The organism is Luteimonas sp. A611, from assembly GCF_054072715.1.
Genome location: NZ_JBSVRP010000004.1, coordinates 108,799 through 134,162 on the forward strand (window position 1 = coordinate 108,799; position 25,364 = coordinate 134,162).

A 25,364-nucleotide genomic window follows, 5' to 3' on the forward strand; every position below is an offset into this window, starting at 1 on the left:
ATGGCCATGTTCCGCGCATCCCTGCCTGCCCTGGCGATCACGGCAGCGCTGGGTCTGGGAACCGGCGCCCTGGCCGTCGTGCTGGCGGGCGGCAACGCCCGCCAGTGCGGATCCGGCGACGACAGTGCGCTCGCGGCACGCGTCGCGGAACTGGAAGCCGAACTTGCCCGCAGGCCGACGGCGTCCACGTCGGCCGTTGCCACCGCGGGGAGCCGCGCAGGGCAGGGCGCGATACGTGCAGCGGGTGGCCGGCAACAGCATGCCGGCCCCCTTGCGGTCGCGTCCCCTCCGGACGTGGACCAGCAGCTCAAGGACCTGCTGACCCTGGCCTGGAACGATCACCGCGGCATGCGCGAGAAACTCGACGACTTCATCGCCGCGCATCCGGGCAGCGAGGGCATCGCCATCGCCAGCAAGGGCGTGTTCGAGCTGGTCGACAACCGCGACGTGCTGCCCGACACCGCCCTGGCCGAGCTCTACCTCGAGCAGCAGGACCCCGCCTTCAAGCGCGTGCTGGCCCAGGTCGCCTCCACGCGCGGCGACAACAGCCTGATCGAACTGCACATCGCCGAAGCCGCTGCCGGACTGCACGGCGCCACGCCTGCCGAACGCCAGCAGGCGCTGGTGGAACTGGCCCGCAGCCGCCATGTCGCCGCCGCCGATCGCGCAGCGCCACTGCTGCGCGACCGCGACACCGGCGTGGTGCTCGATGCGCTGTTGGCGCTGCGCGCCACCGGCAACCAGCGCCACGTGCGCATGGTGGAAGGCCTGCTCGACCACCCCGACGAATCCGTGCGCTGGCTGGCCGCGGATGTCGGCCGCGACCTGCGCATGCTCAGCAACGAGGCCCGCACCCGCATCGACGAGGGCGAACTGGCGGCGGAACTCCCGCCGCTGCCGCTGGCCGACGCAAATGGCGTCCAGCGCTGCGGGCCCGCGACGGGCTGAGAACAGCCGCCCGGGCTTCGTCGCCACAGTTGTACCCAACTGTGGAGCGCCAGATGGCTGCGAGGTCCAGAGCGCACCTTCTTCGTCCGGCATACAAGCATCAGGACGGGACGCCGTCAGTCGCTGCAGACGCATGTCGAACCCGTGGGCCAAGCGCGCACCGGGCAGACAGTCACTCGTACCGCGAGCGCGAGCAGATACACAGTTGCACCGCGCCCAGGCCGACTGCGCGAAGCATCGTCAACGCGCGAACTCGTCGCACAACCGGCGGCTTGCATCAAGGGGAACGTTGCGTGGGGCAACAGCCTTGGAGGCTGATTGTGTAAAGGAGCTGTCATCGCAGCTGCCCATCATTGCGGGCTCGCGTCACGCGTTGGATCGGGGAGCGGTCCATTGATTCGTGTGACGTTCGCATGCGCTGGCCGCCAATGGCGGAGCGGATGCGTGTGCAGGAGGCACTCCCCGTAGTTTGGTGCGTTCCGCATGGAAGTGGCGTCCGCTGCGAAAGCCCATTCCCATGTAATCGAGAACGAGTTCCCCATGCCAGCTTTGATGAAGACCGCGCTGTCCAGCGCGGTGATGGTCGCCTTGTGCCTCGCGCCGCAGGCAAACGCAAACGCAAACGCAAACGAACCCGCGCCCTCGCAGTCTCCAGCAGGCGCGATCGACTCGACCGGGACCGGCTCGATCCTCGGCCGTGTCTACGATCCGGCCACCGGCGGCTACCTGCGCAATGCGCGCATCAAGATCGATGGCCGCCAGGTGGCGACATCCACCGACCGCGGCGAGTTCCGGATCAACGGCGTGGCGGCGGGCAGCCATCTGGTGACGGTGGAGTACACCGGCTTCGGCACCGTGCAGCAGGAAGTGGCGGTGCGCCCCGGCCAGGCCAGCGAGCCTGTCTTCGAGATGTACAGCTCGCAGGCCGACACCACCGGGGCAGTGTCACTGGACGTGGTGCAGGTGGTCGGCGCCCGCGAGGGCGATGCGCGCGCGATCATGGAGCAGCGCGCCTCGATGAACATCACCAACACCCTGTCGGCGGACAGCTTCGGCGAAATCGCAGACGCCAACCCCGGCGAGTTCCTCAAATACATGCCGGGCGTGGACTTCGACGTGGTTGCGGACGATGCGCCGCGCAACATCTCGCTGCGCGGCCTGCCGGCCAAGTACACCGGCGTGACCCTCAACGGCATCAGCCTGCCGGGCATCGACGCCAACTCGTCGAGCTCGCGCACCTTCAGCTTCGAGCAATCGGCGCTGGCCGGCGTGGATTCGATCAACATCTACAAGACCACCAGCGCCGACATGGACGCGAACGCGCCCGCCGGCACCATCGATATCCGCACCAAGCGCGCCTTCGATGCCAAGGGACGCCGCATCACCGTGTCGGTGGGCGGCAATACCCATGACGGCCTGTGGGACAGCAAGAACACCGGCTGGATGGAAGGCGGATACGACAGGAAGTTCCTGCCCTCGACCACGATCAACTATTCGGACGTGTTCATGGACGGCAGGCTCGGTGTCGCCGCCGGCATCAGCAGCGTCACCAGCCTGGTCGAGCACGCCCAGATCAACTCCGGCCGCAATTACGTTGCCACCGCGGCCAGTCCCTATCCCTATGCGGTGACCTCGATCGCCGGCGCCGGCTACGACCGCGAGTACAACCGCCGCGTGGCGCAGCTGGGCGTGGACTTCAAGGCCACCGACGAGCTGATCCTGTCGCTGGCGGCCAGCGTCAGCCGGGGCGACATCGATCCGAACACGATCACGCCGACGTTCTCCAACTCCCGCGCCTCCAGCGGCGACCCGTCGCTGGACTGGACCACCCGCTACGCCGCCGGCGCCACGACGCTCAACACCAACAACGCCTACACCTACAAGCTGGGCTACTCGCGCAACTTCATGCCCGGCTTCGTCTGGCAGAACGAGCGCTTCAAGATCGACGGCACCTTGTTCTCCGCCCGTTCCGAGAGCCGCTACGACTCGGGCAAGAAAGGCCAGGTGTCCGACGTGCTGAACGACGTCACCACGAGCGGCAACTACAGCGCATCGCGCAGCAGCTGGATGCACCAGGACTGGCAGATCCAGCAGCTGGACGGGCCGGACTGGGCGCTGCCGGAAAGCTACAGCTTCGGCACCTATGCCGGCGCACTGGGCAACTCGACCCGGCCCTCGGTGCGCACTACCACCGGCAGCCGCGCCGACCTCGACTATGGCGGCGGCGCGATCAACTTCGAGTTCTACAACGACATCGGCGAGGTGCCGGTCACATGGAAGACGGGACTGAAGTCGACCCAGGCAGACTATGCGTTCGGCAACACATCCGACGCCAACATCTGGACCTACAACGGGCCGCTGGGCAATACCGAGTTCCTGCAGGCGGTGCAGAGCGAAAACGTCTGGCACAGCAGTTCTTCCGGCATGGATGTCCGCACCCTGGGCGGCGGCGACCTCTACATCTACAGCCTGAGCAAGATCTACGGCCTCATGCAGGCCAACCCGGAACAGTGGTTGCACGCCATCACGCCGGCGCGCTGGTACAACGCCAACATCGCCAACGACAACAGGATGGACGAGAACATCAACTCCGCCTACTTCATGGGCACGGCGGAGTTGACCGGCAAGCTCAAGGTGCAGGCTGGCCTGCGCTGGGAGCAGACCCGCACCACCGGTTACGACTTCGACCCCCTGAGCCGGAGCCAGGTGGTGGCGGCAGGCCACGCGGTCAACGCTTCCACCGGCCGTGCAACCACGATCGAGGGCCTGGAGTACCAGTACTTCACCAATCCACGCCGCCGCAGCGAGTCCAGCTACAACGACTTCTTCCCCAGCGGCTCGATGAAGTACAGCTTCAGCGACGGCCTCGACCTGCAGGTGGGCTACAGCCGCACCATCCTGCGGCCGGAAGTGGGCGACCTGGCCGGCGTGTGGTCGATCAATTACGGCACTGAGGACGGCAACGTGCTCAGCGCGCCCAACGTCAACCTGCTGCCCGAGTATTCGGACAACCTGTCGGTGCGGGTGGTGAAGTATTTCGAGCCGGTGGGCCTGGTCGGCTTCGGCCTGTTCCACAACAGGATCAAGGATCTGATCAACGACGTGAACATGACGCCGGAAGAGTTCGGATACACCGGCGACGAGCCCATCGACCTGGTCGCCACCCGGGCCAACCTCGAAGACGACATCAGCATCAACGGCTACGAGTTCGAGTTCAACCACGCGATGGATTACCTGCCCGGCGCACTCGGCGGGCTGACCGTGCGCGGCTCCTACACGCACACCAATCCTTCGGTGGTCATGTCGCGCGTGGCCCAGCAGGTGGCCAACCTCGGCCTGGGCTGGCGTCACGGGCCAGTGCGCCTGAGCCTCAACACCGTGTGGAGTGACGAGAAGGATCGCGGCCCCACCGGCAACGTCACCAATGCCCACGGCATCGTGATCAACCAGAAGCAGCCGTTCGACGACTACCTGGAAGTCAACATGTCCGGCAGCTACACGCTGGTGCCGCGGACCAGGGACGGCTGGCTCAGCCTCGACGCCTTCTTCAGCGTCAACAACCTGTTCGACCAGAACCGCCATACCGTTTACTCCAACGGCGAAACCGGCCTGGGCGACAGCGGTCACCACAGCCAGATCTACATCACCAGCGGCCGTCGCGCCTCGGTGGGCCTGCGCGCCCGCTTCTGAACCCGCACCCCGGCGGCGGGCGCCCCCCGCGGCGCGTCCGCCGCCGCATGACTGGAATCGACAACCCTCATGACATCCCCCTATTTCAACCGCAGGAAGTTCCTGCTCGGCGCCAGCGCGATGGCGGTTTTTGCGGGGCTCGGCCCGGCCGGCACGCTGCTCGCCGCGCCACGCTTCGCCCACAACCCGTTCGCGCTGGGCGTGGCCTCCGGTGATCCGCTGCCCGATGGCTGCGTTCTCTGGACCCGACTCGCGCCCGAGCCCCTCGCCGAGCACGCAGGCATGCCGATGGTCGCGGTGCCGGTGCGCTGGGAGGTGGCGGAGGACGACCGCTTCGATCGCATCGTGCAGCAGGGCCAGGCGCTGGCCCGACCCGAGCTGGGCCACAGCGTGCACGTGGAGGTCGAGGGCCTGCGTCCGCATCGCCGCTACTGGTATCGCTTCCACGCAGGAACCGAGACCAGCAGCCCGGTGGGCACGGTGCGCACCGCACCCGAGGCCGGTGCGCGCGTCGATCGCCTGCGCATCGGCGTGGCCGGCTGCCAGCACTGGGAGGCCGGCTACTTCACCGCCTATCGCCATCTGGGCGAGGAGCACGATCTCGACGCCGTGTTCCACTACGGCGACTACATCTATGAAGGTGCGGGCAAGGCACCGACGGAGGCCGACGGCGCGCGCATCACCCGCCGGCACGCGGGCGGCGAAATCTACAGCCTCGACGACTACCGCCGCCGCTACGCCCAGTACAAGACCGATCCCGACCTGCAGGCCGCACATGCGGCTGCTGCCTTCCTCAGCAGCTGGGACGACCACGAGATCGACAACAACTGGACCGCGGCGCTGGACCAGGACGGGGTGCCGTCCGAGGTGTTTCTGCTGCGACGCCACGCCGCGATGCAGGCCTGGTACGAGAACATGCCGGTGCGCCGCGCGCAGTTCCCGCGGCCCGACGGCCTCACCATGCACCGCCGTCTCGACTACGGCGGGCTGCTGCGCGTGCATGTGCTCGATACCCGCCAGTACCGCAGCAAGCAGCGCTGCGATGCCACCCTGCTGGCGAGGCAGCGTCCCTGCCGCACGGGCGACGAGAGCGGCGCCGGGCAGGTGATCGGACAGGCCCAGGAGCGCTGGCTGTCCGAGGGCCTGGGGGCTGACGCGCGCTGGCACCTGCTGGCGCAGCAGGTGATGATGATGCCGTTCGTGTATCCGGAATCGCGGCCGGCCGGTCCGCTCAATACCGATTCCTGGAGCGGTTATCCGCAGGCACGCCAGCGCCTCATCGACCAGATCGCGCAGCGACGGATGGGCAATGTGATCGTCGCCACCGGCGACGTGCACAAGCACCACGCCGGGGTGGTGCCGTCCAACCCGGATGACCTGGCGAGCGCGCCGGTGGCCACCGAGTACGTCACCACCTCGATCGCATCCGGTGGCGACGGCAACGACATCCCGGAGAGCTGGGAAAACGTGTCGTCTCAGAATCCGCACTCCGCGCTGCTCAACAACCGCCGCGGCTACCAGCTGTTCGAGATCGATGCGAAGCAGTGGCGGACCGACGTGGTGGCCGTCGACCAGGTGTCCGAGCCCGGCGGCAGCAAGCGGGTGGTGGCGAAGCTGGTGACCGAACACGGTCGTCCCGGCGTGATGCGGGCATGAGCGGGCAGGGGGCGCGGACGCGTGCTGCATGGCCCGGGATACTTGCGGCGCTGATGCTGGCGTCGCTGGCAGGCGCAGTGCAGGCCTCGCCGGTGCTCCCGGCAGGTCCGGGCATGGACGGCGAGGCCATGATCGGCAAGCCGCTGCCAGCCTGGTCGGAGGGCGAGCTCGACATCCACCACATCAATACCGGGCGCGGTGACGCGCTGCTCTTCGTCTTCCCCGACGGCACCAGCCTGCTCGAGGACGCCAGCGGCAAGACCGTGGAGCGGGCGCCGTTTTCGTTCCCCTCCCGCCCCGCTGCCTCGCGCGCGCCCGGCGAGTGGGTGGCGCGCCACGTGCAGCGCGCCCTGCCGCAGGGCGCGCGTGGCCTCGATTACGCGCTGCTCTCGCATTTCCACGGCGACCATATGGGCGCCATCGACGCGCAGTCACCAGTCAGCCGACTGGGCGGCGACTACCGGCTCAGCGGCATCACCCAGGTGGCCGAGCTGCTGCCGATCGCACGGCTCATCGATCGCGGCTGGCCTGGATACGACACGCCCAGCCCCATCAACACGCCGACCATGGACAACTACCGGCGCTTCGTCGACTGGCAGGTGCGCCACCGTGGCCTGGTGATGGAACGCTTCCAGCCCGGCCGCAACGACCAGATCCGGCTGCTGCGCAAGCCCGCGGCCTACCCGCAGTTCGAAGTGCGCAACCTCTACGCCAACGGCGAACTCTGGACCGGCGCGGACAGCGGAGTACGAAGCCTTGCTCCGCCGGGCCATGACGCTGCGTCAGGGCCGCAGCTCGGCGAGAACAAGCTCAGCATCGCCTTCCGCCTGCGCTACGGCCGCTTCGACTACTTCAGCGGCGGCGACCTGTCCTCCATCGACGAGGAGACGACGGCCCTCCCGCCCGCCTGGCTGGACGTGGAAACGCCCGTCGCGCAGGCGAGCGGCCCGGTCGATGTGCTCAAGGCCAACCACCACGCCAGCTGGGATGCCAACAGCGTGCCCTTCCTCGCCGCCCTGCAGCCGCGGGTGATCGTGATCACCGCGCGCGCCGACGGCCATCCGGCCGTCAACACGTACCGGCGCATGACTTCGCAGAAGATCTGGCCCGGCGCGCGCGACATCTTCATCACCCATCTCTCGGTTGCAACCGCCACCACCACCTACGGCAGCGCCGAGGCGGCCGGCACGCAGGGCCACGTGGTGGTGCGCGTCGCGCCCGGCGGAGACGCCTACCGCGTCTTCATGCTCGACGACCGGGACGAATCGATGAGGGTCAAGTCCGTGCACGGTCCGTACGCATCACGATAGGCGTGCGCGGGCACGATCAGGCGCGGGCAGGAGACTCCCGCACCTCGCCGGGAATGACAGGGCCTCGGTTCATCCGGCAACCTGCGGGACACTACAGCCGCTGCCGCGCTGACCGACCCGAGCCCCCACATGTACGACCTGCTGCTGCCCAAGCACGTGCCTTCGCTGGAGCTGGGCGACTACGACTGGCGCGACGGGCTGGCGCTGCACCGCCTGCCGGCCGCGCCCATCGAGGCCAGCTGCCAGTTGGTGGCGCCGCCCCTGCTGCTGGGCGCGTCGACGCCGCTGTTCCACCGCAGCGTCCTGGACTTCCTGCGCGAATGCGGCGCCGGCAACCTGCAGTCGGTGCAGGTCGCGCTGCGTACGCCTGCCGCCGTGCTCGACGACTGGCACGCGGTGAACGTCGTGGGCACGATCCCGCTGGCCAGCTTCGTGCTCGAGCTGCCGCCGGTCGAGGTCTTCGCGCATCGGCGCCAGGCCGGCGCGCGTGCGGCGATGGCGCATTCGGCCGCCTCTGCCGCAGCTATCGCCCGGGCGCCGCCGCTGCCGCGCCCCACCGCGCTGATCACGCGCCTGGCCGAGGGCAACCATCCGCTGCTGATCCGCAGTGACGTGATGGCCCAGCTCGACGCACGCTTCAACCGCGAGGCGGGCGGCGCGATCGTGCACCGGGTGCGCTTCGACGACCTGCGCTTCTGCGATCTGTACAGCGACGCCCGCTTCGAAGCGCTGATGGCCGAGGCCGCCACAGCGCTGCGGACATAGCCGGGGACACTCGATGGCGGCGCGGGCGGCCCTGATGCAGCGGCGTTCACGGTGCCGCAACCGGTGCCGGGGTTAGGTTCCAGCGTCCCCCTCGCTGGAACCTCCCATGTCCGATCCCGCCGAACTCGAAAACAAGCTCTGGAAGACCCTCAAGTCCGACATGACCCTGATGCTCGGCGTCGACGGACTCGAAGACGGCCACACCCGGCCAATGACCGCGCAGCTCGAACACGAGGGGCGCGGCCCGATCTGGTTCTTCACCTCCACCGACAACGCGCTGGTGCACCACGTCGGCACGCCGCACCGCGCCGTCGCGGCTTTCGCCGCCAAGAACCACTCTCTGTTCGCCAGCATCGGCGGCAGCCTCACCGTCGACACCGATCCCGCGGTGGTCGAACGGCTCTGGAATCCCTTCGTCGCCGCCTGGTACACCGGCAAGGACGATCCCAAGCTGGCCCTGCTGCGCCTGGACCCCGACCAGGGCGAGGTCTGGCTGAACGAAAACAACCTGTTCGCGGGAGTGAAGATGCTGGTGGGCATCGATCCGAAGCAGGACTACAAGGACAAGGTGGCCAAGGTCGACCTGGGCTGAGCGCGCCCTGCAGGGGCGGCGGCACGTCCATGACAACCCCCGCAGCGCCAACCAGGAGGCCCCGCAGCGCGGGGCCTTTGCGTGCTCCCAGGTGCAGAAGGGCGATGCCGGGGCCGTTGCGCCCAAGGCCGCGCCACCCCCGGGGCGGGTGCCTTTTCCGGATGATCGATCCCTATCGGCCCCAACCGCCGGTCGCGCAGGTAGTAGCGTTTGCCCAGAAGTGCTGTATGGTACGCCCACTGTTCAAAGCGGGATCACGGTACATCGTGGCTCCGATGCGGTAGATCACAGGTTCCAAGGTCGGTGACGGCCTCTCCAGACGATCCGCTACATCGCTTCGCGTTACCCCTTGCTCGATACAGTCCGGCACCGCACACCGCGGGCCGTGCATCCTCAAACTGATCCAAGGAGTAACACCATGTCTGAACGTCAAACCGGCACCGTCAAGTGGTTCAACGACGCCAAGGGCTTCGGCTTCATCACCCCGCAGAGCGGCGACGACCTGTTCGTCCACTTCCGTTCCATCCAGGGCAGCGGCTTCAAGTCGCTCCAGGAAGGCCAGAAGGTGTCGTTCAAGGTTGCGCAGGGCCAGAAGGGCCTGCAGGCTGAAGAAGTCCAGGCCGAGTAAGTTCTACTCGCGTCTGCACCGCGCAAGCGGTACCAGGGACCCCGGGCGGCAACGCCCGGGGTCTTTTGTTTTGGGTGGTGTCACGCCCCAGGCGCCCATGACAGGGGCAGGAAGATCCGCGCCACGTCGCGGTCAGCGCGCCTGCAAGCCGAACAGCGCCTGCGCATTCCCCCACCTGATCTTCGCCTTCTCCTCGTCCGTCAGGTCGAGCCGCGCCAGCGCGTCCACGGCCGCGGCCAGGCCCATCTGCGGATAGTCCGAGCCCAGCAGCACGTGGTCGATGCCGACGTTGCGCAGGGTCCACACGAACTCCGCTTCCAGCGGCGAGTCCGCCAGCAGCACCGCCCCGGAGATGTCGAAGTACAGGTTGTCCATCGCGAAGCCGTCGGCGGTGCGCACCAGCATCAGGATGTTCCAGAACCGGAAGTTCATCCCGCCGATGTGCGCGAGGATGAACTTGGTGCCGGGCACCCGCGCGGCCAGGTTGAACAGCTTCTCGCTGTCGCCGGGCAGGATGTTGGCGTTGTCCGTCAGCACCACCAGGCCCAATTCGCCCGCCCTGCGCACCAGGGTTTCGACCCGCGGGTCGTCGACATCGAAGCGCTGCGTGTGCGCGTGCAGCTTGAGCACCCGCACCCCCGCCGCCGCCACGCGGGCGAGCTCTTCCAGCGCGGCGTCGCCGTCGTAGGGATGGACGGTGGCAATCGGCAGCACCGACGGATGCGTCCGTCCCAGCGCGATGATGCCGTCGTTGCCCGCCCGGATCGCGTCGATGTCTCCCGCGCGCGCCTGCTGTGGCCCGCCGAACCACATTGCGCCGACGCCGCCCAGCTCGATGCCCGCCTCGCGCGCCTCGGCCTGGTAAGCGCGCAGCGAAGTTTCGCCTTCGCGCAGGTGGACGTGCATGTCGAACACCGGCCCGCTCGCGGTGGCGGCCGCGGAGACCAGCAGCAGCGCCATGGCCAGCAAGCCGCCGGGCAGCTTCGCGCCGGGAATGCGTAGATCCCGCGGGGCCGGCTGCGCGACGGTGGGTCGGGCCTGGCGTCGAAAACGGTTCATAGGATTCTCCGGGGATGGTGCCAGTCGAGCGTTGCTGAAGGTGCGCGTGACCGCGTCAGGCGACGAGGGCAACCCGGCAAAAATACCAGTTGCGCGGCCCGGACCAGGCCGCAGGGGCACCGGAGGGCTCGCGGGCCTCGCCTCCCGGTGCACGCTTCACTTGCCGGGCCGCACTGCAGCGCAGCAACGCGCGCGCCCTAAAGGATCCCCCCGGCCGGCCGCTATCACGGACAGGCCCCACGCGGGCCCCATCTCGACGGGGGAGACATCGATGACCGCACGACCGACCGTGCTCCTGTGTGACGACTCGCGCGCGCTGCGCATGCTCGCGGCCGGGCAGCTGGACGAGGCCGGGTTCCAGGTGGTGGGCGAGGCCGGCAACGGGCTGGAAGCAGTGAAGCAGTACCAGGCGCTGCGTCCGGACCTGGTGCTTCTGGACCTGGTGATGCCCGAGTGCGACGGCCGCCGTGCGCTGGCCCGCATCCTCGAGCTGGACCCGCAGGCACGGGTGGTGATCCTCAGCTCGCTCGGTGCGCAGAGCGACATCGAGGAATGCCTGCGCCTGGGCGCCCGCTCCTACCTGCAAAAGCCCATCGACCCCGAGGCGATGGATCGCGTGCTCCACCAGGTGCTCGCCTGACAGGCGCGCCGTCCGACCTTTTCCGTAGAGGGCACGAGATGTCAGCGAAATTCCTGGGCCAGTTCCTGTTGGAGCGCGGCGTCATCGCTGCGCCGCAGCTGCTGGCGGCGATCGACGCGCAACGCGCATCCAACCCGCTGCTGGGCGAACTGGCGGTGCGCCAGGGGCTGCTGGACGAGGCCCAGGCGCGGCGCATCAACCAGCGCCAGCGCGTGGAGGACCGCCGCTTCGGCGACATCGCGCTCGAGATGGGCGTGCTGGACCAGGCGCAGCTCGATGCGCTGCTGGACACACAGAAGGCCGGGCGCAAGCTGATCGGCCAGGTGCTGGTGGACCAGGGCGTGATCGACGCCGGACGCCTGGAGGCGGAACTGGCCCTGCACCGCTCCGGCCAGGACCAGGCCCGCAACGCGCTGGACCGCGTCGTCGCCAGCCATCCGCTGGGCGGCCTGGCCACCAGTGTGATCGACCTGTGCGGGCGGCTGTTCCCGCGCATGCTGGGCAGCCAGTGCCAGGCCGCCACGGTGCTCTCCCCGCAGCAGCTGGACATGTGGCCCTGCGTGGCCCATGTGCGCGTCGAAGGCGACCATCCGTTCGAGATCGGCCTGGCCTGCGACCTTGCCACGGCGCGTGCGCTTGGCTGCGCCCTGCTCGGCATCGCGCCGGACAGGTGCGACGACGAACTGGCCGTGGACGCGCTGGGCGAAATGGTCAACGTGTTGATGGGCTACGCCGTGAGCGAGGTGCTGCCGGACGAGGACGCCTCCTATCGCGCGCTGCCGCCGGACACCTCGGTGCCGGCCGCAACCCTGGCCGCCGATCGCGAGCGCAGCATCGCCGTCCTGATGGGATCGCAGCTGGGCGACTTCGTGCTGCTGCTGGGACGTCCGGCGTAACGCCTGACAGGGCTGCAGTGTGCGTCCTCGCTGCTGACGCAGCGGGTTCCCAATGCGTTCCCTTTTCCGCGCCGCGCGGACCACGCAATCAGGCCGAAGCGGCGATCCGCTGCACCAGCCGCGCCTGCAGCTTCTCCAGCTCGCCGCGGTCGGCTTCCTGCGCGGCGTGGATGCCCACGCCTTGCCCGGCATAGCGCGGCACGATGTGCATGTGGATGTGGAATACCGTCTGCCCCGCCGCAGCGCCGTTGAACTGCGCCACCTGCACGCCGTCCGGCTGCAGCTCGTCGACGATCGCGCGCGTCAGCCGCTGCGCCACCGTCATCACCTGGCACAGCGCCCCGGTATCGACGTCGAGCAGGTTGACCGCAGCCGAACGCTTGGGAATCACCAGGGTATGGCCGGGCGATTGCGGATACAGATCGAGGAAGGCGAGCACGTTCTCGTCCTCGTAGACCTTGTAGCAGGGCGCGTCGCCGCGAATGATCCTGGCGAAGATGTTCTGCGGATCGTAGGGCGTGTCCAGGCTCATCGAAGGCTCCTTGGGTGAGGTAGGCCGCGCCCGGTGCGGGCGGGCTGGTTCCATGTGGACGCCGGGCGGGCGCCGAGGCGTGACCGGGTCACTCGAGTATCGCGATCGGACTGACGATGGTCGAACGCCGGCCCGCGCGCCCCCGTCTCTCCAGCCCAGGGGCTTCCGACACAAGGCGACCCTGACTGGCGCTTCCTCAGGCGTCGTCCTGCGCCAATACGTGCACCCCGATCCCCTCATCGGGATCCACGTCCAGCACGACCGTGATCGGCCGGCAGCAGACGTGGCAGTCCTCGATGTACCGCTGCGATCCTGCGCTGGTGTCCAGCGCCAGGCTGATGACTTCACCGCAGTAGGGGCATGCAATGTCGTGGAGATCGAGCATGGTCGCCTCAGCCCAGCAGCTCGACCTCGAACTTGAGCGTGGCATTGGGCGGAATCACCCCGCCCGCGCCGCGTGCGCCATAGCCGAGGCTGGCCGGGATGATCAGGACGCGCTGGCCGCCGACCTTCATGCCCTGCACGCCTTCGTCCCAGCCCTTGATCACCATGCCGCCGCCCAGCGGGAAGATGAAGGGCTCGTCCCGGTCCTTGCTGGAATCGAACTTCGCGCCCTGCTCGCCGTCCTGGTAGAGCCAGCCGGTGTAATGGACGGTGACGTTGCTGCCAGGCACGGCGTCGGCGCCGTCGCCCACGATGGTGTCTTCGAACTGCAGGCCGGAGGCCGTGGTGGTGAATGCCATGGGGGTTCTTCGTAGGTGCGTGGAGATCCACGGGGCCGCGTAGTTTAGTGCCCCCGTGCCACCGGGGGGCCGTCGCCGCCTTTGGTCGTGGCATGATCCGCACGAGCACGCGGCTGCGCTGCGCGCCGATCGGAGGATGACGATGCCGACAACCGTCAAGGCGCGCCCCTTGCCCTGGCTGCCTGCTCGATGGCCACGGGTGCTGCGCTGGTGCATGGGCGTGGCGCTGTCGCTGGTGGTCGCGTGGGAGGCGCTGTCGGTCGCCTACGCGCCGCTGCCGGCGCCGACGCTGCGGCTGGTCGCGGCGATCGCGTTCGCGGGCTTCGGGCTGTGGGCGCTGTGGCGCTCGCCGGCACGCTGGCCGATGGCGCTGGTCGCGGCGCTGATCGCGGGCTGGGTGCTGGTCTGGGTCTCGATCAAACCTTCGCAGGATCGTGACTGGCGGCCGGATGTGGCGGTGATGTCGCGCGTCGCGATCGACGGCGACCGCGTGCGCATCAGCGGCTACCGCGACTTCGAGTACCGCACGGCCGACGACTTCGACGAGCATTGGCGCGAGCGCGAGATCGCGCTGTCGAAGATCAGCGGCATGGACTTCTACGTCTCGTACTGGCGCGAGGGGCCGGTGGCGCACACCTTCCTGAGCTTCGAGATCGAAGGCGAGGACCCGGTTGTGGTCTCGATCGAGACCCGGCCGGAGAAGGGCGAGGGTTTCGAGCCGATCGCCTCGCTGTTCAAGAATTTCGAGCTGGTCTACGTGGTCGGCGACGAGCGTGACATCGTCAAGGTGCGCAGCAACCACCGCGACGAGCAGGTGTTCATGTATCACACCAACCTCAGCGCGAACGCGGCGCGCAACCTGTTCCTGGTCTACGCCAGGCGCATCAACGAACTGGCCGACGCACCCGAGTTCTACCACCTGCTCAGCAACAGCTGCACGATCAACATCGTGCGCTACGCAAACCTGGTCGGCCGCAACGGGCGCCTGGATATCGGCCACGTGCTCAACGGCTGGAGCGACCGCTACCTGTACCGCAGCGGCGTGGTCGACACCTCGCTGCCCTTCGACACTCTGCGCGCACGGTCGGCAATCAACGAAGCCGCACAGGCCGCAGCCGACGCGCCTGATTTCTCCGCGCGGATCCGCGAAGGCCGGCCGATGCCGGAGGGCCGCGCGCGCTGATTGTCGAGGGAGCTATGCCCGGTGCTGCTGCTTCCGGCCGCCGGGCAGCCCCGGCGTTCAACCGCTCGCTGCGTCATCCGGAATCAGGCCGGCCTCGGCCAGCATCGCGTGGACGCGCTCTTCGACATAGGCCTCGTATTCGGGCGCCACCTGTTCGGTCAAGGGGCGCGCTTCGCGGGAGAACGCTTCGAGTACCTGCCCGGGCGGCAGCTCGCTGCACAGCGCCTGCATGCGGGCGGACAGGCGGGTCAGGGCGGCGTCGATCTCGGCCTTGGTCTTCATGGCCTGCATCCTGTGCGGCAGCGTGTCACGACGTTGTGTAATCGACATGTTGCGGCGTTTTGCCCCCCGGCCGCGCCCATCGCCATGGAGCCGCGAAATTGGTCCATCGCGTCCCCGACAGAGCCGCTACGTGCTCAGCTCGCCCGACACGTATTCGCTTAGCTCTCTGGTGTTTCGGACAAACTCCGCCTCCAGATCGATGCCGCATTTGTTTGCAAGCACGATGATCGACCACAGGCAGTCCGACAGTTCGTGGCCAAGTTTCGCCTTGCAGTCGTCGATATCCCGGATGCCGGCGTCCGCCTGGATCAGCTTGGCCAGATCGCCTACGTCTCCCACGAAGCCAAGCGCAAGTTCCGCCGTGGTCCAGACGCGCCCGTATTTCTTGATCTCCAGTTGCTCGTAGAGATCGTTCAGCCGTAGCGCCGACTTCCCCAGCTCACTGAACTTCATGTTGATTGCATACCCCTATGCGCTGCCGGACGAAGACGCCTGCCTGATGACTTCGCCAGATCGCCGGCGGGACTACCAAGTCGTCGCCGTCGATTGAAGCAGATAACGGGCGGGGGAATCCAGCCATGCACGTCGAACTCGTCCCCCGCACCTGTTCCGCGAAATTGTGTAATGTCCGGACTCTTGCCCACTCAATGAGCCTTGCCATGCACCTCCGAGCTTCCGCTTTCCTGCTGGTCTTGCTCGGCATGTGCACAGGCAGCGTCTACGCCCACTTCAGCGTGGACATGAGCGATACGCACAAGTCACGCTATGGCCCCGGCGAGATCAAGAGTGCGCCTTGTGGACGCCCCGACGGCGATCCGGGCAAGAATGTCTACACGTATTCGCCGGGCGAGACGATCAACGTGTCGTGGGTCGAGTACGTCGGGCATCCGGGTTATTACCGAATCGCCTTCGACAACGACGGAGACGACGGCTTCAAGAATCCCGCGAGCATCAAACCGGCGGGTCGCGCCTGCACTGCAGGGGAGCCCAACTGCGGGAAAGGCGACTTCTACAACAACGACACCGTCCTGATCGACGACTTCGGCCGGCACGACGATTCTCCGCACGGCAAGCGCTATTCGGTCGACGTCAAACTGCCCGCCGTGGAGTGCAAGAACTGCACCTTGCAGATCATCCAGGTCATGACCGAACTCGCCAAAGCACCTTACGACCCGTCCGCGGAGGACGCCGATGATCTCTACTACCAATGCGTCGACCTGAGGCTGCAGGGCGAGCGATAAAGGGGTCGCTCCACCCGGACACCTTTCTCTGAAGCGCCTCTAGCGTCTCTAAGAAGTCGACTCTGACCCCCGTTTGCAAGGCCTTGATTGATGAGCCGACATATCGCTCTACTTGTTCTGATCCTGACGAGTGGCTGTAGCGATGACAAACTCCACATCAACGCACAGACCTTCTCTGATCAACACAGTTGCAACAGGGTTGCCCAATGTGGAGCTCTTGTAGAGCTGAGCTGCCATCCAGAAACCGATGGCCCGGTTGTCTACTTCAACAATACAAGTGGCGAGGTGGTCATGAGATGTGGTGGCGCTTGCGATGTCGCGCCTGGATCAGCGGATGACCCAAAACTCTGTACTGCATGTCCACCTCCAGAATGGCGTGCATGCAGCAGATCCAGGGAAACGAATCAGGGGTCGGATTAGTGCTTCCGCATTCCGCAGAGAAAGCCGACTCCGACCCCTGTTTCGGCGTCGGCCAAAGGCCAGACGCAAGAAAGGCGGGCCGAAGCCCGCCTTCCTGTGCCACCTCAGCGGATGGGCTTGCGTTTACTCGTTGGCTGCGGCACCGACGGTCAGGCCGCTGGCGTCCACGTTGGACACGCCCTTGATCTCGCGTGCGATCCGCGTCGCGGTATCGATCTGCGCCTGGCTCTCGACCTGCCCGCGCAGCGTCACCACGCCGTTGAGCGTATCGACGTTGATGTCGAGGCCGGACACCTCCGACTCGGCAAGCAGCGACGACTTCACCTTGGTGGTGATCCAGGTGTCATCGACCGGCTGGTCGGAATCCAGTCCATCGCCCGGGCCGGCATCGGCAGTGGCGCCCATGGCCGGGTCGGTTGTGGTCGCGTCGGCGGTGATCGGAGCGACGGGGGGCGCGGTGGTCTGGTCGGCCGGCGTCGTGGCCGGGGTGATGTCAGCGTTGCCGTCGGCCGCAGCCTGGTTGTCACGGTCGGCCGCGCAGCCGACGGCGAGCGCCAGCGCGGACGACAGGGCGATGGCGAGGGGAATGCGGGAAGTCTTCATCGGGATGCTCTGCATGTGGGGACCCCCGGAGTGTGGGTACGGCCCTGTCCACGACGCGTGACCGCGAATCCGCTGGCGTTAAGCCGCCGTAAGCAAAGCGGGGCGGATGAGTGAAATCTCGTGCGGCGCCGGGCCACTGGCCTCTGGCGGCGAGGCTGGGCAACCAAGGCGCTGGTCGCGCGCCTTGCCCCTTTGAAGACGAAGTTGGCCGGCTCCAGGTCGCCCAGGGGCTCATCCGAGTACGGTTTCTCCCGCCCGCGAGAAAGTCGACTCTGACCCCTGTTTCTGTTGGACGGCAACATGTACCGGGCCCCCTTTTCTTTTGCCGTCCCGCCTGCTTTGACCCAGGTCAGGGCGCGGGCGGGCGAGGCCCGCCAAAGTTGGCGGACGCACCGGAACCGGCGAGGCGTCGGACTTCCGGGACATTTGGCACATACACGCGAGGACAAGGCAGCACAATGAACATGGATCGATACCACCGCGACCACGCGACGATCCTGCGACAGATCCACACCCTGCGATCCCTGTCGCAGGCCGGCATCGACGAGAACGCCGACCGCATCAGCGCGGCCATCGTCGACACGGCCAGCCTGATCAAGTTCCACCTGGCCGCCGAGGAGCAGGTGCTGTACCCGCGGCTGGCCAGATCCGGCGTGCCCGAGGTGGAGGCCCTCAGCACCCGGTACCGAGCGGAGATGCGCAGCCTGGCCGGAGCCTTCGCCAGGTTCGTCGACCAGTGGCGGGTACCGGCGCGGCTGCAGCGCGACCCGGAGGGGTTCCGTGACGACGCCAATACCGTCCTCAAGGCCCTCTACGAGCGCCTGCGTCGCGAGGACCGGGAGTTGTATCCCGCCGCCGGGCAGATCTGAACCGAAGCCCGCGCTTGCGGGCGCGCGCGGCCTGCTCACCGCATGGCGGCGGGGAAGCGTACCCGACACTGCGGCCCCGCATCGGGCGCAAGCCACGGAGCGCCTGCCACGGGGAGAATCAGGTTGCGCGCAAGCCCTTTCCGGTCGCGCGCAAGCGAAATTGGCTTGCGCGCAAGCCAGTGGCTGCTGCGCGCGGGCGACATCGGCTCGTGACCGGGCAGAATCCGGTCGTGGACGACACGCCCTCCGCCCGATCGCATGCCGCGATGGGTTGCGCGCAAGCGGAATTTTCTCGCGCGCCAGCGAAACCCGCTTGCGCGCGAGTCGCGTTTGCCTGCCGCCGAGGGAAATCCGCTTGCGGCGCGTGCCGCACCGCCATCTCCCGCTCGCCGCCGGCCGGCGCTACTGTGCGCCCAGCGCTGGCCGAGCGGTTGCCCGAGCTCGCCGAATACGTCCCCGTCCAACCCGAGAGGTGTCCCATGCGCAAATGGATGTCCATCGCACTGCTGTCGCTGTCGTCGGTCGCCGTCTTCGCAGGCACCCCGCTGCCGGATGCACCGCACGTGCTCGTACACGGGGAAGGGAAGGTGAGCGTGGCGCCGGACTCGGCGATCGTGACCATGGTGGTGGCGCACCGGTCGGCGGACGCTGCCGAGGCCAAGCGCGTGGTCGACCGCGCGGTGAATGCCCTGCTGGAAGCCGCGCCGCGCTTCGAGGTGAAGCCAGACGAAATGTCTGCCTCCGACCTCGCGCTGCGCGAAGATGAGGACTACGACCAGCACGACCGCCGGCTGCCCACCACGCACGTCGCCACGCGCGAGGTCAAAGTGCGGCTGGACGACCTCGACCGCCTCGGCCCGTGGACGGACGCGGCGCTGGCGGCTGGCTTCACCGGCATCTCCGACATCAGCTTCGAGTCCACCCGCGAGACCAGCCTGCGGGAGGACGCGCGTGCGCGCGCCGTCGCCGACGCGAGGGAGAAGGCAGGCGGGCTGGCGTCGGCCTTCGGGGGAAGGTTGGGCCCCGTGTACAGCATCAACAGCCTGGGCACGATGCAGTCGGACGGCTATGGCAACACGTCGCTCGACCGCGTCGTGGTGACGGGCTCGCGCATGGACACCGGCCGCTACCTACAGCCGAAGATCGACGTGACCGAGCGCGTGTCGGCGGTGTTCGAGATCGTGCGCTGATGCGACAGGCGTGAGTACGCCTGATCTTCGATCAAGCAGAAAATGTCCCTGACACTGAGGTTTGTCCCTGACATCATTTCCGCTGCTTTCCTCGGCGCAGAGCGCTGGGGCATCGACGACATCGCCCTATACTCGTGGACCCGCAGGCTATCAACCGAAGGACCCCGATCATGACCGATCGCAGCCGCCGAGATGTCATCTTCGCCGCCACCGCCCTGGCTGTCGGCGTGACCGCCACCGGCTCCCGCGCGGCCGCTTCCACACCTGCCAGCAAGGCATCGTTCCCGCCGATCGTGCACCACGTGTTCTTCTGGCTGAAGAATCCGGATTCCAGGGAGGATCTCGCCAAGATGCTCGCCGGATTGCGAACGTTGGCGGGCATCGACACCGTGCGAGGCATCCACATCGGCGTGCCGGCGGATACCGAGCAGCGCGGCGTCGTCGACGGCAGCTATAGCGCCTCGGAAATCCTGTTCTTCGATGATGTGGCCGGGCAGGACGCGTATCAGGTCCATCCCATTCACAAGCAGTTCGTCGCCGACTGCGAGCACCTGTGGCAGCGCGTGGTCGTGTATGACGTCAAGGCCGTCGCGCCGTAACTCGTTCGCTCCCGGAAAGTGGCAGGTGCATCTTGTACGTCGCGTCGCGGCACGCATCCAGCGACTCGGCCCGGGTCGGGTCGGCGACCATGCGTTCGATGTCGATCTGGCTGACGACGACCCCATGAATTTCCACGTGGAGCGTGAATGGCGAAAGCTGGCGGGGTTGCCGCTGCATCTGCCACTGCGAAAAATCATCGCTCCGGTGCAATACCACGCTCAGATTCGCGTCGAGTTTCCAGCTCTGGCACACCTATCCTATCGGTCGCCTCCCGCTGCCTAGTTGGTGAGATGAAACAGAGCAGGCCACGACAGATTAATTCCCTCCGTCCCCTTTGTTCTGGGTTCACGCACCTGCCGTTCGACGCCGGCCGAACAGGTACCAGCACAGCCACAGGCCGCCGGGCAGCACGATCAGGGCCAGGATCGCCGGCCACGGCTTGTCCACCGAACTGCGCGAGCCCGAGAACGCGGCGATGGCGGCGTACGGCACGGTGCCGATGCAGAAGCCGGCAATGAACCGGCGCAACGGCATGCGCGTGGCGCCGGCCAGACAGCAGCTGACCTCGGGCAGGATCGGCAGCGCTCGGCAGACCAGCAGCACGAACATGCCGCGCTCGGCGAACACCGCCCGGATCGCGTCCAGCCGCGCCGGGTCGCGGTAGATGCGCGACAAGATCGCCGTGCCGTGCCGGCGGCCGAGCGCGTAGCCGCATATTCCAGCCGACAGCATCCCCACCGAAGCTGCAGCGGCTCCGAGCGGCGCGCCGAGGAAGTAGCCGGCCAGGATGGCAAGGGTCAGCGTCGGCATGGCCACGAACAGGTCCGCGAACAGCAGTGCCACCACCACGCCGGCCACGTACAGGGGCTCGACCGCGTGCGCCTGCGCAAGCCATCGCCGGATGTCGTCCAGGGTCAGCAGGCCGCTCCACCGCAGCACGACGAACCCCATGGCGAAAGCCGCCGCGAGCGCCAGACCGATCCGCAGCAGGTCGCGCGCGCCGGGGTTCATGCGCGCCTCAGGATCGCGGCCGGGATCGCCGGGGAGATGCGCGTCAGCAGCGGCAACCAGCGGGCCTTGCCCACGTACACCTCGTCGCGGCCGCGGACGATGCCGTCCACGATCTGCGCGGCGGCGCGGTCGGCGCCCAGTTTTCCGCGACCGCGCCCGGTGGTCATCGGCGTATCCACCAGCGGCAGGATCGCTTCGACCACCGCCACCGGCGTGCCTGCCAGCTGGTAACGCAAGCCGCGCGAAAGCGCATGCAGCGCGGCCTTGGTCGCGCAGTACACCGCCGAATCGCGCTTGGGATGCAGGGCCAGCCCCGATCCGATGTTGACGATGCATGAGGGCCGTCCGTGTGCGCGGAACAGCCCCAGTGCGTGATGGGTGAGCCGGGCCGGGGCCACGAAGTTCACCGCGGTCTCGCGCGCAATGCCGGCCGGTTCGAAATCGGGATCGACGAAGCGTGGCGTGAGTTGGATGGCGGCGTTGTTGACCAGCACCGACAGTCCGGGGTGCTCTGCGGCGATGCGCGCCCAGCACGCGTCCAGCTGCTGCGCATCGGCCAGGTCGCAGGCATAGGCGTGGCTGCCCGGCAACGCGTGGCGGGCCTGCTCCAGACGCTCGGACGAGCGCGCCAGCAGCGCCAGCCGGTGACCCATCGCGTGCAGCCTGCGCGCCAGCGCCAGGCCCACGCCGCTGCTGGCGCCGGTGATGAGGACGGTGGCGGGTTCGGATAGCATCACAGTCAGTCCGCGGTTTGCAGGCGCGCACTGTGCCGCCGGCACGGCGAGGTCCGCATTAACCCGGGTTTATGCCCGTCCCGGAGTGCACCCATGTCGGCCGAGCGTCCTGATCCCGCCGGGTTTGCCGAATGGCTGCAGGCGCATCCGCCGCTGCGGCCGCACCTGCGCCGCCTGCAGGTGGCCGCCGGCGAGCCTGTGTTCCGCCAGGGCGATCGTTGCAGCGATGTCTTCGTGCTGCGCTCGGGCCTGGTGAAGATCGCCTACGTCACCTACCACGGCAGGGAGCGGGTGAAGAGCTTCATCGCCGACACCGGCCTGTTCGGGTCGCGCAGCGCGCAACTTGAGGGTGGAGGCAGCCCGTTCGCAGCCACGTGCCTGGAGGATTCCTCGCTGGCCGTGGTTCCGTATCCGGTGTTCCGGGCGGCGGCGCTGGCCGATCCCGCGCTGATGCGCACCATGTTCGCCTTCAACGAATGGCTGGCGATGAAGAAGGAGCGCCGCGAGTACGACCTGCTGTGCCGTTCGGCCGAAGAGCGCTACCGCGTCTTCCTGGCGCAGGAATCTGCGCTGGCAGATCGCCTCACCCAGGGCGACATCGCCCGGTACCTCGGCATCACCGCGATCGCACTCAGCCGCATCCGGCGACGCCTGGCGATGACGACTGCGTAGCGCGTCTCATTCCGTCGCACCGCCGAGGTCCATCGAGAAGTACTTCGCTTCCCACGCCATGCCCTCGCGCTCGTAGAAGTGGTGCGCATCGGTGCGTCGCAGGCCCGAGACCAGGCGCACCTGGCGGCAACCCTGCGCGCGGGCATGGTCCGCGATCCAGGCCAACAGGGCGCGGCCGTGGCCGCGCGAGCGGTCGGCTTCGGCCGTGACCAGCTCCTCGACCTCCAGATAGCGGCCGGTGTGCAGCCACTCCCCGATCCGGATGCCCGCGAGTGCGCGCAGGCCTCCGTCCTCCAGCCCCACCAGCCGGTAGCCGCTGCCGGCCATCAACCGGGACACCGTGGCCACGTAGTCCTCACGCTGAAGGTGCGGGCGCAGCACGGACATCAGCTCGCGCTGCGCTTGCCCGGGCTACGCTGGCTTTGGCCTGGGGTGGTCGAACAATGCATTCAACGTGGCGCCCGGCGTCGCATCTTCCAGCCCGGCGAAGCTTCCCTGTTCCTGCAGCAGCCGGGTGGCTTGCATGAAGCCGCCCCAAGCGGCGCGCGCCAGTGCACCGCCCAGGCTGACCCGGCGCACACCCATCGCGGCGATGTCCTGCAGGGTGAATGCACTGGTACCACCCACCAGCAGGTTGACCGGCTTCGGTGCCACCGCGGCCACCACTGCCTCGATGTGTGCACGCTGCACGATACCCGGCGCGTACAGGCAGTCCGCGCCCGCATCGGCGTAAGCGCGCAGGCGCATCAGGGTGTCATCGATATCGGGCTGGCCGATGAAGAAGTTCTCGGCGCGTCCGATCAGCATCACATCCGCACCCGAACGGTCAATCGCCGCGCGCGCGGCACGCAGGCGGACCAGCGCCTCGTCCAATGGTCTGAGCGGCTGCAAAGGATCCGGATTGCTGTCTTCCATCGACAGCCCGGCCACGCCGGTGTCGATCGCGCGCAGGACGGCCTGTTCGACGTCGGCCGGGGTCTTGCCGAAGCCATCACCAAAATCCGCGTTCAACGGCAGGGCAGTGGCCTCGGACATCTCACGCAGATGCGCCAGCACCTGTTCCAGGTCCTCAGCCCCATCGGCCTTGCCCTGGCTCCACGCATGGCCCGCACTGGTCGATGCCAACGCCTTGAAGCCGGCGCTCTGCAGATAGCGCGCGCTGCCGGGATCCCAGGGGTTGGGCAGGATGAAGCAGCCGCCTTGGTGCAATGCGCGGAACTGGCGACGGCGTTCGCAGGGATCAGGCATGGACATACGGGGAATCTCCGGGGATGGCCGATGCGGCGGTGCCAGGTCTGCGGAGCGAGGCAGTGCACCGCGTCCGCGACAGGCGTCGCGCCTATAGTCAGCGAGTAGCCCTGATTAATGACAGCGGGCGCGCCGCCTCACGCTTGAACTCGGCCGTGAACTGTTCTCTCTTGCCCATCGAACACCTCCGGGACCATTGTCCTCGTTGCTAGGTGTCCGAAGTGCCGGGGCACTCCAGGGTAGCGTTCTGGCCAGGACTGGTGAGAAAGTCGACTCTGACCCCTGTTTCGCGTTGTTCGCCGTTCTTGATCTGCAACGCCTCGTCAAGGAGAAACTCGTACAGCTGTAGACGCCGTCGGAACTCCGCCGCGAACCACCCGATGATCCAGAGCATGACCGCCATCAGCGCCAGTATTGCCAGCCAAAAAGGCACAGCCAGAAGGTCTTGCCAATTGCGCAACAGCACCAGTATGGACAGCATCAATGGCAGCAAGCCGAGGCGCTCGACGCCCCCGAGCATCATCACCAGCCGGGAGTTCAACCGCGTCTGGCCCATCACGGCATAGCGCCGCTGACGCTCGAGCACACCGCGTGGATACGCGGCCAGTCGGCCAGCCAGCGCGAGAAGCTGCGCTGCATCGTTATCGAACTGCTCAATGAAGCCGCGCCGTTGGTGGCGGAACTGATTGAACAGCACCCAGAGATTTCGCGCGAATCCGGGGGCAAACCCGATGAGGGCTGTGATCACTCCAAGACGCGCCAGCGTCACCATCCAGAAGGCGGGCTCCAACCATTGGAGCAGCAGCGAGGGCAGCAAGCCCAGGAACGTTCCCACCGTGCCCACGGCCGTCAAGGGCTTCGCCCATTGCGGAGAACTCAGGACCGACACCGGGCCTGCCGGCATGGCTTCGATCAGCGCATCCAGTGACTTGAAGGTCAACTCAGGCTTGCGTTCGCTCTGGGTCATCGTGTTCTTCTGCTGGGAGAACGGGGCGGGCTGAACTTTGGGCAAGCGGTCACCACAGAAATGAACCTGGAGTGGCCCGGGTAATTCGGACACCTGATAACGGGGACAATGGTCCCGGAGGTGTTCGATGGTCAAGCGGCAACAGTTCACAGCCGAGTTCAAGCGTGAGGCCGTGCGGCAGATGCGGGCGGGTCACAAGCCGATCGCGCAGCTGTCGCGGGAATTGGGCATACCACGCAACCGCCTATACAAGTGGAACCAGGCGGTCCAGGCGCATGGCGAGGGGGAGGCGTTCCCGGGATCCGGCCGGCGCTCGGTTGAACAGACCGAGGTGATGCGATTGCGCCGGGCGCTGGCGCGAGCCGAGCAGGAGCTTGAGATCCTAAAAAAAGCCGAGGCGTACTTCGCGAGCGCACCGACGCGCGGTACGCCTGGATCCAAGCGCAGCAAGCGACCTATCCGGTGAGCGCTTTGTGCCGCGCATTGGGCGTGTCGCGAAGCGGCTTCCATGCCTGGCAGACACGCTTGCCTAGTGCCCGGCAGCAGGCCGATACGCGGCTGGCGACGGTGATCCAGGCCACGCACATGGAACATCGGCAGGCCTACGGCACACGCCGCCTGTGGCGCGTGCTGGTCGCTCGTGGAGAAGACTGTGGCCGGCATCGGGTCGCGCGCCTGCGGCGCCGGCATGGCATCGTCACCCTGCGACGGCGGCGCTTCGTACGCGCTCGTGCGCCATACCACCGCACGCTAGCCGCCCCTAACCGCCTTGCCTGGCCGTTTACCAGCCCCGTCCCCAACCGGGTGTGGGTCGGCGATATCACCCATATCCCCACGCGCGAAGGCTGGTTGTACCTGGCCGCCGTGCTGGACGTGTGCAGCCGG

At 67.5% G+C, this 25,364-nt stretch carries 30 protein-coding genes; 17 read left to right on the forward strand and 13 right to left on the reverse strand.

Going from position 1 to position 25,364, the window contains the following annotated elements; genetic code table 11:
- The 7 genes from ACW5EG_RS15530 to ACW5EG_RS15560 all read left to right on the forward strand — a co-directional run bounded on the left by ACW5EG_RS15530 (nucleotide 1) and on the right by ACW5EG_RS15560 (nucleotide 9,589).
- Nucleotides 1–948 carry a hypothetical protein gene (locus ACW5EG_RS15530; RefSeq protein ID WP_457020197.1) on the forward strand — a complete coding sequence of 316 codons (948 nt, stop codon included), beginning with the start codon at nucleotides 1–3 and terminating at the stop codon, nucleotides 946–948.
- A 540-nt stretch (nucleotides 949–1,488) separates the two neighbouring features.
- A complete protein-coding gene (locus ACW5EG_RS15535; protein ID WP_457022234.1) occupies nucleotides 1,489–4,638 on the forward strand; it encodes a TonB-dependent receptor domain-containing protein in 3,150 nt (1,049 codons plus the stop codon).
- A 69-nt stretch (nucleotides 4,639–4,707) separates the two neighbouring features.
- Nucleotides 4,708–6,294: an alkaline phosphatase D family protein gene (locus ACW5EG_RS15540; protein ID WP_457022236.1), complete on the forward strand. Its 1,587-nt coding sequence runs from the start codon at nucleotides 4,708–4,710 to the stop codon at nucleotides 6,292–6,294.
- Nucleotides 6,295–6,347: 53 nt separating this feature from the next.
- Entirely contained in the window at nucleotides 6,348–7,604 is a 1,257-nt protein-coding gene (locus ACW5EG_RS15545; protein WP_457022238.1) for a ComEC/Rec2 family competence protein, read from the forward strand.
- A 129-nt stretch (nucleotides 7,605–7,733) separates the two neighbouring features.
- The gene (locus tag ACW5EG_RS15550; RefSeq protein ID WP_457022240.1) at nucleotides 7,734–8,369 is read left to right on the forward strand and encodes a hypothetical protein; all 636 of its coding nucleotides are present in this window, start codon (nucleotides 7,734–7,736) and stop codon (nucleotides 8,367–8,369) included.
- Between the two features lie 106 nt (nucleotides 8,370–8,475).
- Complete coding sequence (locus ACW5EG_RS15555) at nucleotides 8,476–8,961, forward strand: pyridoxamine 5'-phosphate oxidase family protein (protein WP_457020191.1); 486 nt, start codon at nucleotides 8,476–8,478, stop codon at nucleotides 8,959–8,961.
- 418 nt (nucleotides 8,962–9,379) lie between these two features.
- Nucleotides 9,380–9,589: a cold-shock protein gene (locus ACW5EG_RS15560; protein WP_457020190.1), complete on the forward strand. Its 210-nt coding sequence runs from the start codon at nucleotides 9,380–9,382 to the stop codon at nucleotides 9,587–9,589.
- A 132-nt stretch (nucleotides 9,590–9,721) separates the two neighbouring features.
- On the opposite strand, the gene ACW5EG_RS15565 is transcribed toward ACW5EG_RS15560, so the two are convergent.
- Nucleotides 9,722–10,648, reverse strand: coding sequence for an amidohydrolase family protein (locus tag ACW5EG_RS15565; RefSeq protein WP_457022242.1), 927 nt, complete (start codon nucleotides 10,646–10,648; stop codon nucleotides 9,722–9,724).
- 271 nt (nucleotides 10,649–10,919) lie between these two features.
- On the opposite strand from ACW5EG_RS15565, the gene ACW5EG_RS15570 reads away from it, so the two are divergent.
- Both ACW5EG_RS15570 and ACW5EG_RS15575 read left to right on the forward strand, forming a co-directional pair.
- Nucleotides 10,920–11,288 (forward strand): response regulator, encoded by a 369-nt coding sequence (locus ACW5EG_RS15570; protein WP_457020188.1) that lies wholly within the window; start codon nucleotides 10,920–10,922, stop codon nucleotides 11,286–11,288.
- Nucleotides 11,289–11,326: 38 nt separating this feature from the next.
- Nucleotides 11,327–12,184 (forward strand): chemotaxis protein CheX, encoded by an 858-nt coding sequence (locus ACW5EG_RS15575; RefSeq protein ID WP_457020186.1) that lies wholly within the window; start codon nucleotides 11,327–11,329, stop codon nucleotides 12,182–12,184.
- An 88-nt stretch (nucleotides 12,185–12,272) separates the two neighbouring features.
- On the opposite strand, the gene ACW5EG_RS15580 is transcribed toward ACW5EG_RS15575, so the two are convergent.
- From ACW5EG_RS15580 to ACW5EG_RS15590, 3 genes are all read right to left on the reverse strand, one after another.
- Nucleotides 12,273–12,716: an HIT family protein gene (locus tag ACW5EG_RS15580; RefSeq protein ID WP_457020185.1), complete on the reverse strand. Its 444-nt coding sequence runs from the start codon at nucleotides 12,714–12,716 to the stop codon at nucleotides 12,273–12,275.
- A 196-nt stretch (nucleotides 12,717–12,912) separates the two neighbouring features.
- Nucleotides 12,913–13,101 carry a CPXCG motif-containing cysteine-rich protein gene (locus ACW5EG_RS15585; RefSeq protein WP_457020184.1) on the reverse strand — a complete coding sequence of 63 codons (189 nt, stop codon included), beginning with the start codon at nucleotides 13,099–13,101 and terminating at the stop codon, nucleotides 12,913–12,915.
- Nucleotides 13,102–13,108: 7 nt separating this feature from the next.
- Nucleotides 13,109–13,459: an FKBP-type peptidyl-prolyl cis-trans isomerase gene (locus ACW5EG_RS15590; RefSeq protein WP_457020182.1), complete on the reverse strand. Its 351-nt coding sequence runs from the start codon at nucleotides 13,457–13,459 to the stop codon at nucleotides 13,109–13,111.
- Between the two features lie 136 nt (nucleotides 13,460–13,595).
- Here ACW5EG_RS15590 and ACW5EG_RS15595 point away from each other — a divergent pair, with 136 nt between their 5' ends.
- On the forward strand, nucleotides 13,596–14,642 hold the full coding sequence (locus ACW5EG_RS15595; protein ID WP_457020181.1) for a lipoprotein N-acyltransferase Lnb domain-containing protein: 1,047 nt from the start codon (nucleotides 13,596–13,598) through the stop codon (nucleotides 14,640–14,642).
- 57 nt (nucleotides 14,643–14,699) lie between these two features.
- On the opposite strand, the gene ACW5EG_RS15600 is transcribed toward ACW5EG_RS15595, so the two are convergent.
- Nucleotides 14,700–14,924: a hypothetical protein gene (locus tag ACW5EG_RS15600; RefSeq protein WP_457020180.1), complete on the reverse strand. Its 225-nt coding sequence runs from the start codon at nucleotides 14,922–14,924 to the stop codon at nucleotides 14,700–14,702.
- 126 nt (nucleotides 14,925–15,050) lie between these two features.
- Entirely contained in the window at nucleotides 15,051–15,377 is a 327-nt protein-coding gene (locus ACW5EG_RS15605; protein WP_457020179.1) for a nucleotide pyrophosphohydrolase, read from the reverse strand.
- Nucleotides 15,378–15,502: 125 nt separating this feature from the next.
- Here ACW5EG_RS15605 and ACW5EG_RS15610 point away from each other — a divergent pair, with 125 nt between their 5' ends.
- Nucleotides 15,503–16,165, forward strand: coding sequence for an SCE4755 family polysaccharide monooxygenase-like protein (locus ACW5EG_RS15610; RefSeq protein WP_457020178.1), 663 nt, complete (start codon nucleotides 15,503–15,505; stop codon nucleotides 16,163–16,165).
- Nucleotides 16,166–16,708: 543 nt separating this feature from the next.
- On the opposite strand, the gene ACW5EG_RS15615 is transcribed toward ACW5EG_RS15610, so the two are convergent.
- Nucleotides 16,709–17,188 (reverse strand): BON domain-containing protein, encoded by a 480-nt coding sequence (locus ACW5EG_RS15615; RefSeq protein WP_457020177.1) that lies wholly within the window; start codon nucleotides 17,186–17,188, stop codon nucleotides 16,709–16,711.
- A gap of 464 nt (nucleotides 17,189–17,652) precedes the next feature.
- Between ACW5EG_RS15615 and ACW5EG_RS15620 the strand changes: the two genes are divergently transcribed.
- The 3 genes from ACW5EG_RS15620 (at nucleotide 17,653) to ACW5EG_RS15630 (ending at nucleotide 19,846) form a co-directional block, all read left to right on the forward strand.
- Complete coding sequence (locus ACW5EG_RS15620) at nucleotides 17,653–18,057, forward strand: hemerythrin domain-containing protein (RefSeq protein WP_457022244.1); 405 nt, start codon at nucleotides 17,653–17,655, stop codon at nucleotides 18,055–18,057.
- Between the two features lie 491 nt (nucleotides 18,058–18,548).
- A complete protein-coding gene (locus ACW5EG_RS15625; protein ID WP_457022246.1) occupies nucleotides 18,549–19,247 on the forward strand; it encodes an SIMPL domain-containing protein in 699 nt (232 codons plus the stop codon).
- 170 nt (nucleotides 19,248–19,417) lie between these two features.
- Entirely contained in the window at nucleotides 19,418–19,846 is a 429-nt protein-coding gene (locus ACW5EG_RS15630) for a Dabb family protein (protein WP_457020173.1), read from the forward strand.
- On the opposite strand, the gene ACW5EG_RS15635 is transcribed toward ACW5EG_RS15630, so the two are convergent.
- The 3 genes from ACW5EG_RS15635 to ACW5EG_RS15645 form a co-directional block, all read right to left on the reverse strand.
- Nucleotides 19,827–20,099, reverse strand: coding sequence for a hypothetical protein (locus ACW5EG_RS15635; RefSeq protein ID WP_457020171.1), 273 nt, complete (start codon nucleotides 20,097–20,099; stop codon nucleotides 19,827–19,829). The two genes, ACW5EG_RS15630 and ACW5EG_RS15635, sit on opposite strands and share 20 nt — an antisense overlap.
- Nucleotides 20,100–20,192: 93 nt before the next feature.
- Entirely contained in the window at nucleotides 20,193–20,858 is a 666-nt protein-coding gene (locus tag ACW5EG_RS15640; RefSeq protein ID WP_457022248.1) for a TVP38/TMEM64 family protein, read from the reverse strand.
- Nucleotides 20,855–21,592 (reverse strand): SDR family oxidoreductase, encoded by a 738-nt coding sequence (locus ACW5EG_RS15645; protein ID WP_457020169.1) that lies wholly within the window; start codon nucleotides 21,590–21,592, stop codon nucleotides 20,855–20,857. Before ACW5EG_RS15645 ends, ACW5EG_RS15640 begins: the two co-directional genes overlap by 4 nt.
- Before the next feature lie 93 nt (nucleotides 21,593–21,685).
- Here ACW5EG_RS15645 and ACW5EG_RS15650 point away from each other — a divergent pair, with 93 nt between their 5' ends.
- Nucleotides 21,686–22,264, forward strand: a complete 579-nt coding sequence (locus tag ACW5EG_RS15650; protein WP_457022250.1) for a Crp/Fnr family transcriptional regulator — start codon at nucleotides 21,686–21,688, stop codon at nucleotides 22,262–22,264.
- A 6-nt stretch (nucleotides 22,265–22,270) separates the two neighbouring features.
- Here the strand turns inward: ACW5EG_RS15650 and ACW5EG_RS15655 are convergent, their stop codons facing one another.
- The 3 genes from ACW5EG_RS15655 to ACW5EG_RS15665 form a co-directional block, all read right to left on the reverse strand.
- Entirely contained in the window at nucleotides 22,271–22,651 is a 381-nt protein-coding gene (locus tag ACW5EG_RS15655) for a GNAT family N-acetyltransferase (RefSeq protein ID WP_457020166.1), read from the reverse strand.
- A 24-nt stretch (nucleotides 22,652–22,675) separates the two neighbouring features.
- The gene (locus tag ACW5EG_RS15660) at nucleotides 22,676–23,518 is read right to left on the reverse strand and encodes an isocitrate lyase/PEP mutase family protein (RefSeq protein WP_457022252.1); all 843 of its coding nucleotides are present in this window, start codon (nucleotides 23,516–23,518) and stop codon (nucleotides 22,676–22,678) included.
- 202 nt (nucleotides 23,519–23,720) lie between these two features.
- Nucleotides 23,721–24,479 (reverse strand): hypothetical protein, encoded by a 759-nt coding sequence (locus ACW5EG_RS15665; RefSeq protein ID WP_457022254.1) that lies wholly within the window; start codon nucleotides 24,477–24,479, stop codon nucleotides 23,721–23,723.
- A gap of 127 nt (nucleotides 24,480–24,606) precedes the next feature.
- Between ACW5EG_RS15665 and ACW5EG_RS15670 the strand changes: the two genes are divergently transcribed.
- Together ACW5EG_RS15670 and ACW5EG_RS15675 are read left to right on the forward strand one after the other, a co-directional pair.
- The gene (locus ACW5EG_RS15670; RefSeq protein WP_457022256.1) at nucleotides 24,607–24,945 is read left to right on the forward strand and encodes a transposase; all 339 of its coding nucleotides are present in this window, start codon (nucleotides 24,607–24,609) and stop codon (nucleotides 24,943–24,945) included.
- A 59-nt stretch (nucleotides 24,946–25,004) separates the two neighbouring features.
- The coding region (locus ACW5EG_RS15675) for an IS3 family transposase (protein WP_457022258.1) at nucleotides 25,005–25,364 on the forward strand (360 nt) is incomplete at its 3' end.

What these genes read in the sequence shown, in the direction of transcription:
- ACW5EG_RS15595 (WP_457020181.1), top strand. Translation starts at nt 13,596, where the DNA reads ATGACGATGCCGACAACCGTCAAGGCGCGCCCCTTGCCCTGGCTGCCT.
- ACW5EG_RS15560 (WP_457020190.1), top strand. Translation starts at nt 9,380, where the DNA reads ATGTCTGAACGTCAAACCGGCACCGTCAAGTGGTTCAACGACGCCAAG.
- ACW5EG_RS15655 (WP_457020166.1), bottom strand. Translation starts at nt 22,651, where the DNA reads ATGTCCGTGCTGCGCCCGCACCTTCAGCGTGAGGACTACGTGGCCACG.
- ACW5EG_RS15565 (WP_457022242.1), bottom strand. Translation starts at nt 10,648, where the DNA reads ATGAACCGTTTTCGACGCCAGGCCCGACCCACCGTCGCGCAGCCGGCC.
- ACW5EG_RS15650 (WP_457022250.1), top strand. Translation starts at nt 21,686, where the DNA reads ATGTCGGCCGAGCGTCCTGATCCCGCCGGGTTTGCCGAATGGCTGCAG.
- ACW5EG_RS15660 (WP_457022252.1), bottom strand. Translation starts at nt 23,518, where the DNA reads ATGTCCATGCCTGATCCCTGCGAACGCCGTCGCCAGTTCCGCGCATTG.
- ACW5EG_RS15645 (WP_457020169.1), bottom strand. Translation starts at nt 21,592, where the DNA reads ATGCTATCCGAACCCGCCACCGTCCTCATCACCGGCGCCAGCAGCGGC.
- ACW5EG_RS15590 (WP_457020182.1), bottom strand. Translation starts at nt 13,459, where the DNA reads ATGGCATTCACCACCACGGCCTCCGGCCTGCAGTTCGAAGACACCATC.
- ACW5EG_RS15555 (WP_457020191.1), top strand. Translation starts at nt 8,476, where the DNA reads ATGTCCGATCCCGCCGAACTCGAAAACAAGCTCTGGAAGACCCTCAAG.
- ACW5EG_RS15605 (WP_457020179.1), bottom strand. Translation starts at nt 15,377, where the DNA reads ATGAAGTTCAGTGAGCTGGGGAAGTCGGCGCTACGGCTGAACGATCTC.
- ACW5EG_RS15640 (WP_457022248.1), bottom strand. Translation starts at nt 20,858, where the DNA reads ATGAACCCCGGCGCGCGCGACCTGCTGCGGATCGGTCTGGCGCTCGCG.
- ACW5EG_RS15575 (WP_457020186.1), top strand. Translation starts at nt 11,327, where the DNA reads ATGTCAGCGAAATTCCTGGGCCAGTTCCTGTTGGAGCGCGGCGTCATC.
- ACW5EG_RS15550 (WP_457022240.1), top strand. Translation starts at nt 7,734, where the DNA reads ATGTACGACCTGCTGCTGCCCAAGCACGTGCCTTCGCTGGAGCTGGGC.
- ACW5EG_RS15610 (WP_457020178.1), top strand. Translation starts at nt 15,503, where the DNA reads ATGCACGTCGAACTCGTCCCCCGCACCTGTTCCGCGAAATTGTGTAAT.
- ACW5EG_RS15620 (WP_457022244.1), top strand. Translation starts at nt 17,653, where the DNA reads ATGGATCGATACCACCGCGACCACGCGACGATCCTGCGACAGATCCAC.
- ACW5EG_RS15665 (WP_457022254.1), bottom strand. Translation starts at nt 24,479, where the DNA reads ATGACCCAGAGCGAACGCAAGCCTGAGTTGACCTTCAAGTCACTGGAT.
- ACW5EG_RS15670 (WP_457022256.1), top strand. Translation starts at nt 24,607, where the DNA reads ATGGTCAAGCGGCAACAGTTCACAGCCGAGTTCAAGCGTGAGGCCGTG.
- ACW5EG_RS15625 (WP_457022246.1), top strand. Translation starts at nt 18,549, where the DNA reads ATGTCCATCGCACTGCTGTCGCTGTCGTCGGTCGCCGTCTTCGCAGGC.
- ACW5EG_RS15570 (WP_457020188.1), top strand. Translation starts at nt 10,920, where the DNA reads ATGACCGCACGACCGACCGTGCTCCTGTGTGACGACTCGCGCGCGCTG.
- ACW5EG_RS15545 (WP_457022238.1), top strand. Translation starts at nt 6,348, where the DNA reads ATGCTGGCGTCGCTGGCAGGCGCAGTGCAGGCCTCGCCGGTGCTCCCG.
- ACW5EG_RS15585 (WP_457020184.1), bottom strand. Translation starts at nt 13,101, where the DNA reads ATGCTCGATCTCCACGACATTGCATGCCCCTACTGCGGTGAAGTCATC.
- ACW5EG_RS15630 (WP_457020173.1), top strand. Translation starts at nt 19,418, where the DNA reads ATGACCGATCGCAGCCGCCGAGATGTCATCTTCGCCGCCACCGCCCTG.
- ACW5EG_RS15540 (WP_457022236.1), top strand. Translation starts at nt 4,708, where the DNA reads ATGACATCCCCCTATTTCAACCGCAGGAAGTTCCTGCTCGGCGCCAGC.
- ACW5EG_RS15530 (WP_457020197.1), top strand. Translation starts at nt 1, where the DNA reads ATGGCCATGTTCCGCGCATCCCTGCCTGCCCTGGCGATCACGGCAGCG.
- ACW5EG_RS15600 (WP_457020180.1), bottom strand. Translation starts at nt 14,924, where the DNA reads ATGAAGACCAAGGCCGAGATCGACGCCGCCCTGACCCGCCTGTCCGCC.
- ACW5EG_RS15615 (WP_457020177.1), bottom strand. Translation starts at nt 17,188, where the DNA reads ATGAAGACTTCCCGCATTCCCCTCGCCATCGCCCTGTCGTCCGCGCTG.
- ACW5EG_RS15535 (WP_457022234.1), top strand. Translation starts at nt 1,489, where the DNA reads ATGCCAGCTTTGATGAAGACCGCGCTGTCCAGCGCGGTGATGGTCGCC.
- ACW5EG_RS15580 (WP_457020185.1), bottom strand. Translation starts at nt 12,716, where the DNA reads ATGAGCCTGGACACGCCCTACGATCCGCAGAACATCTTCGCCAGGATC.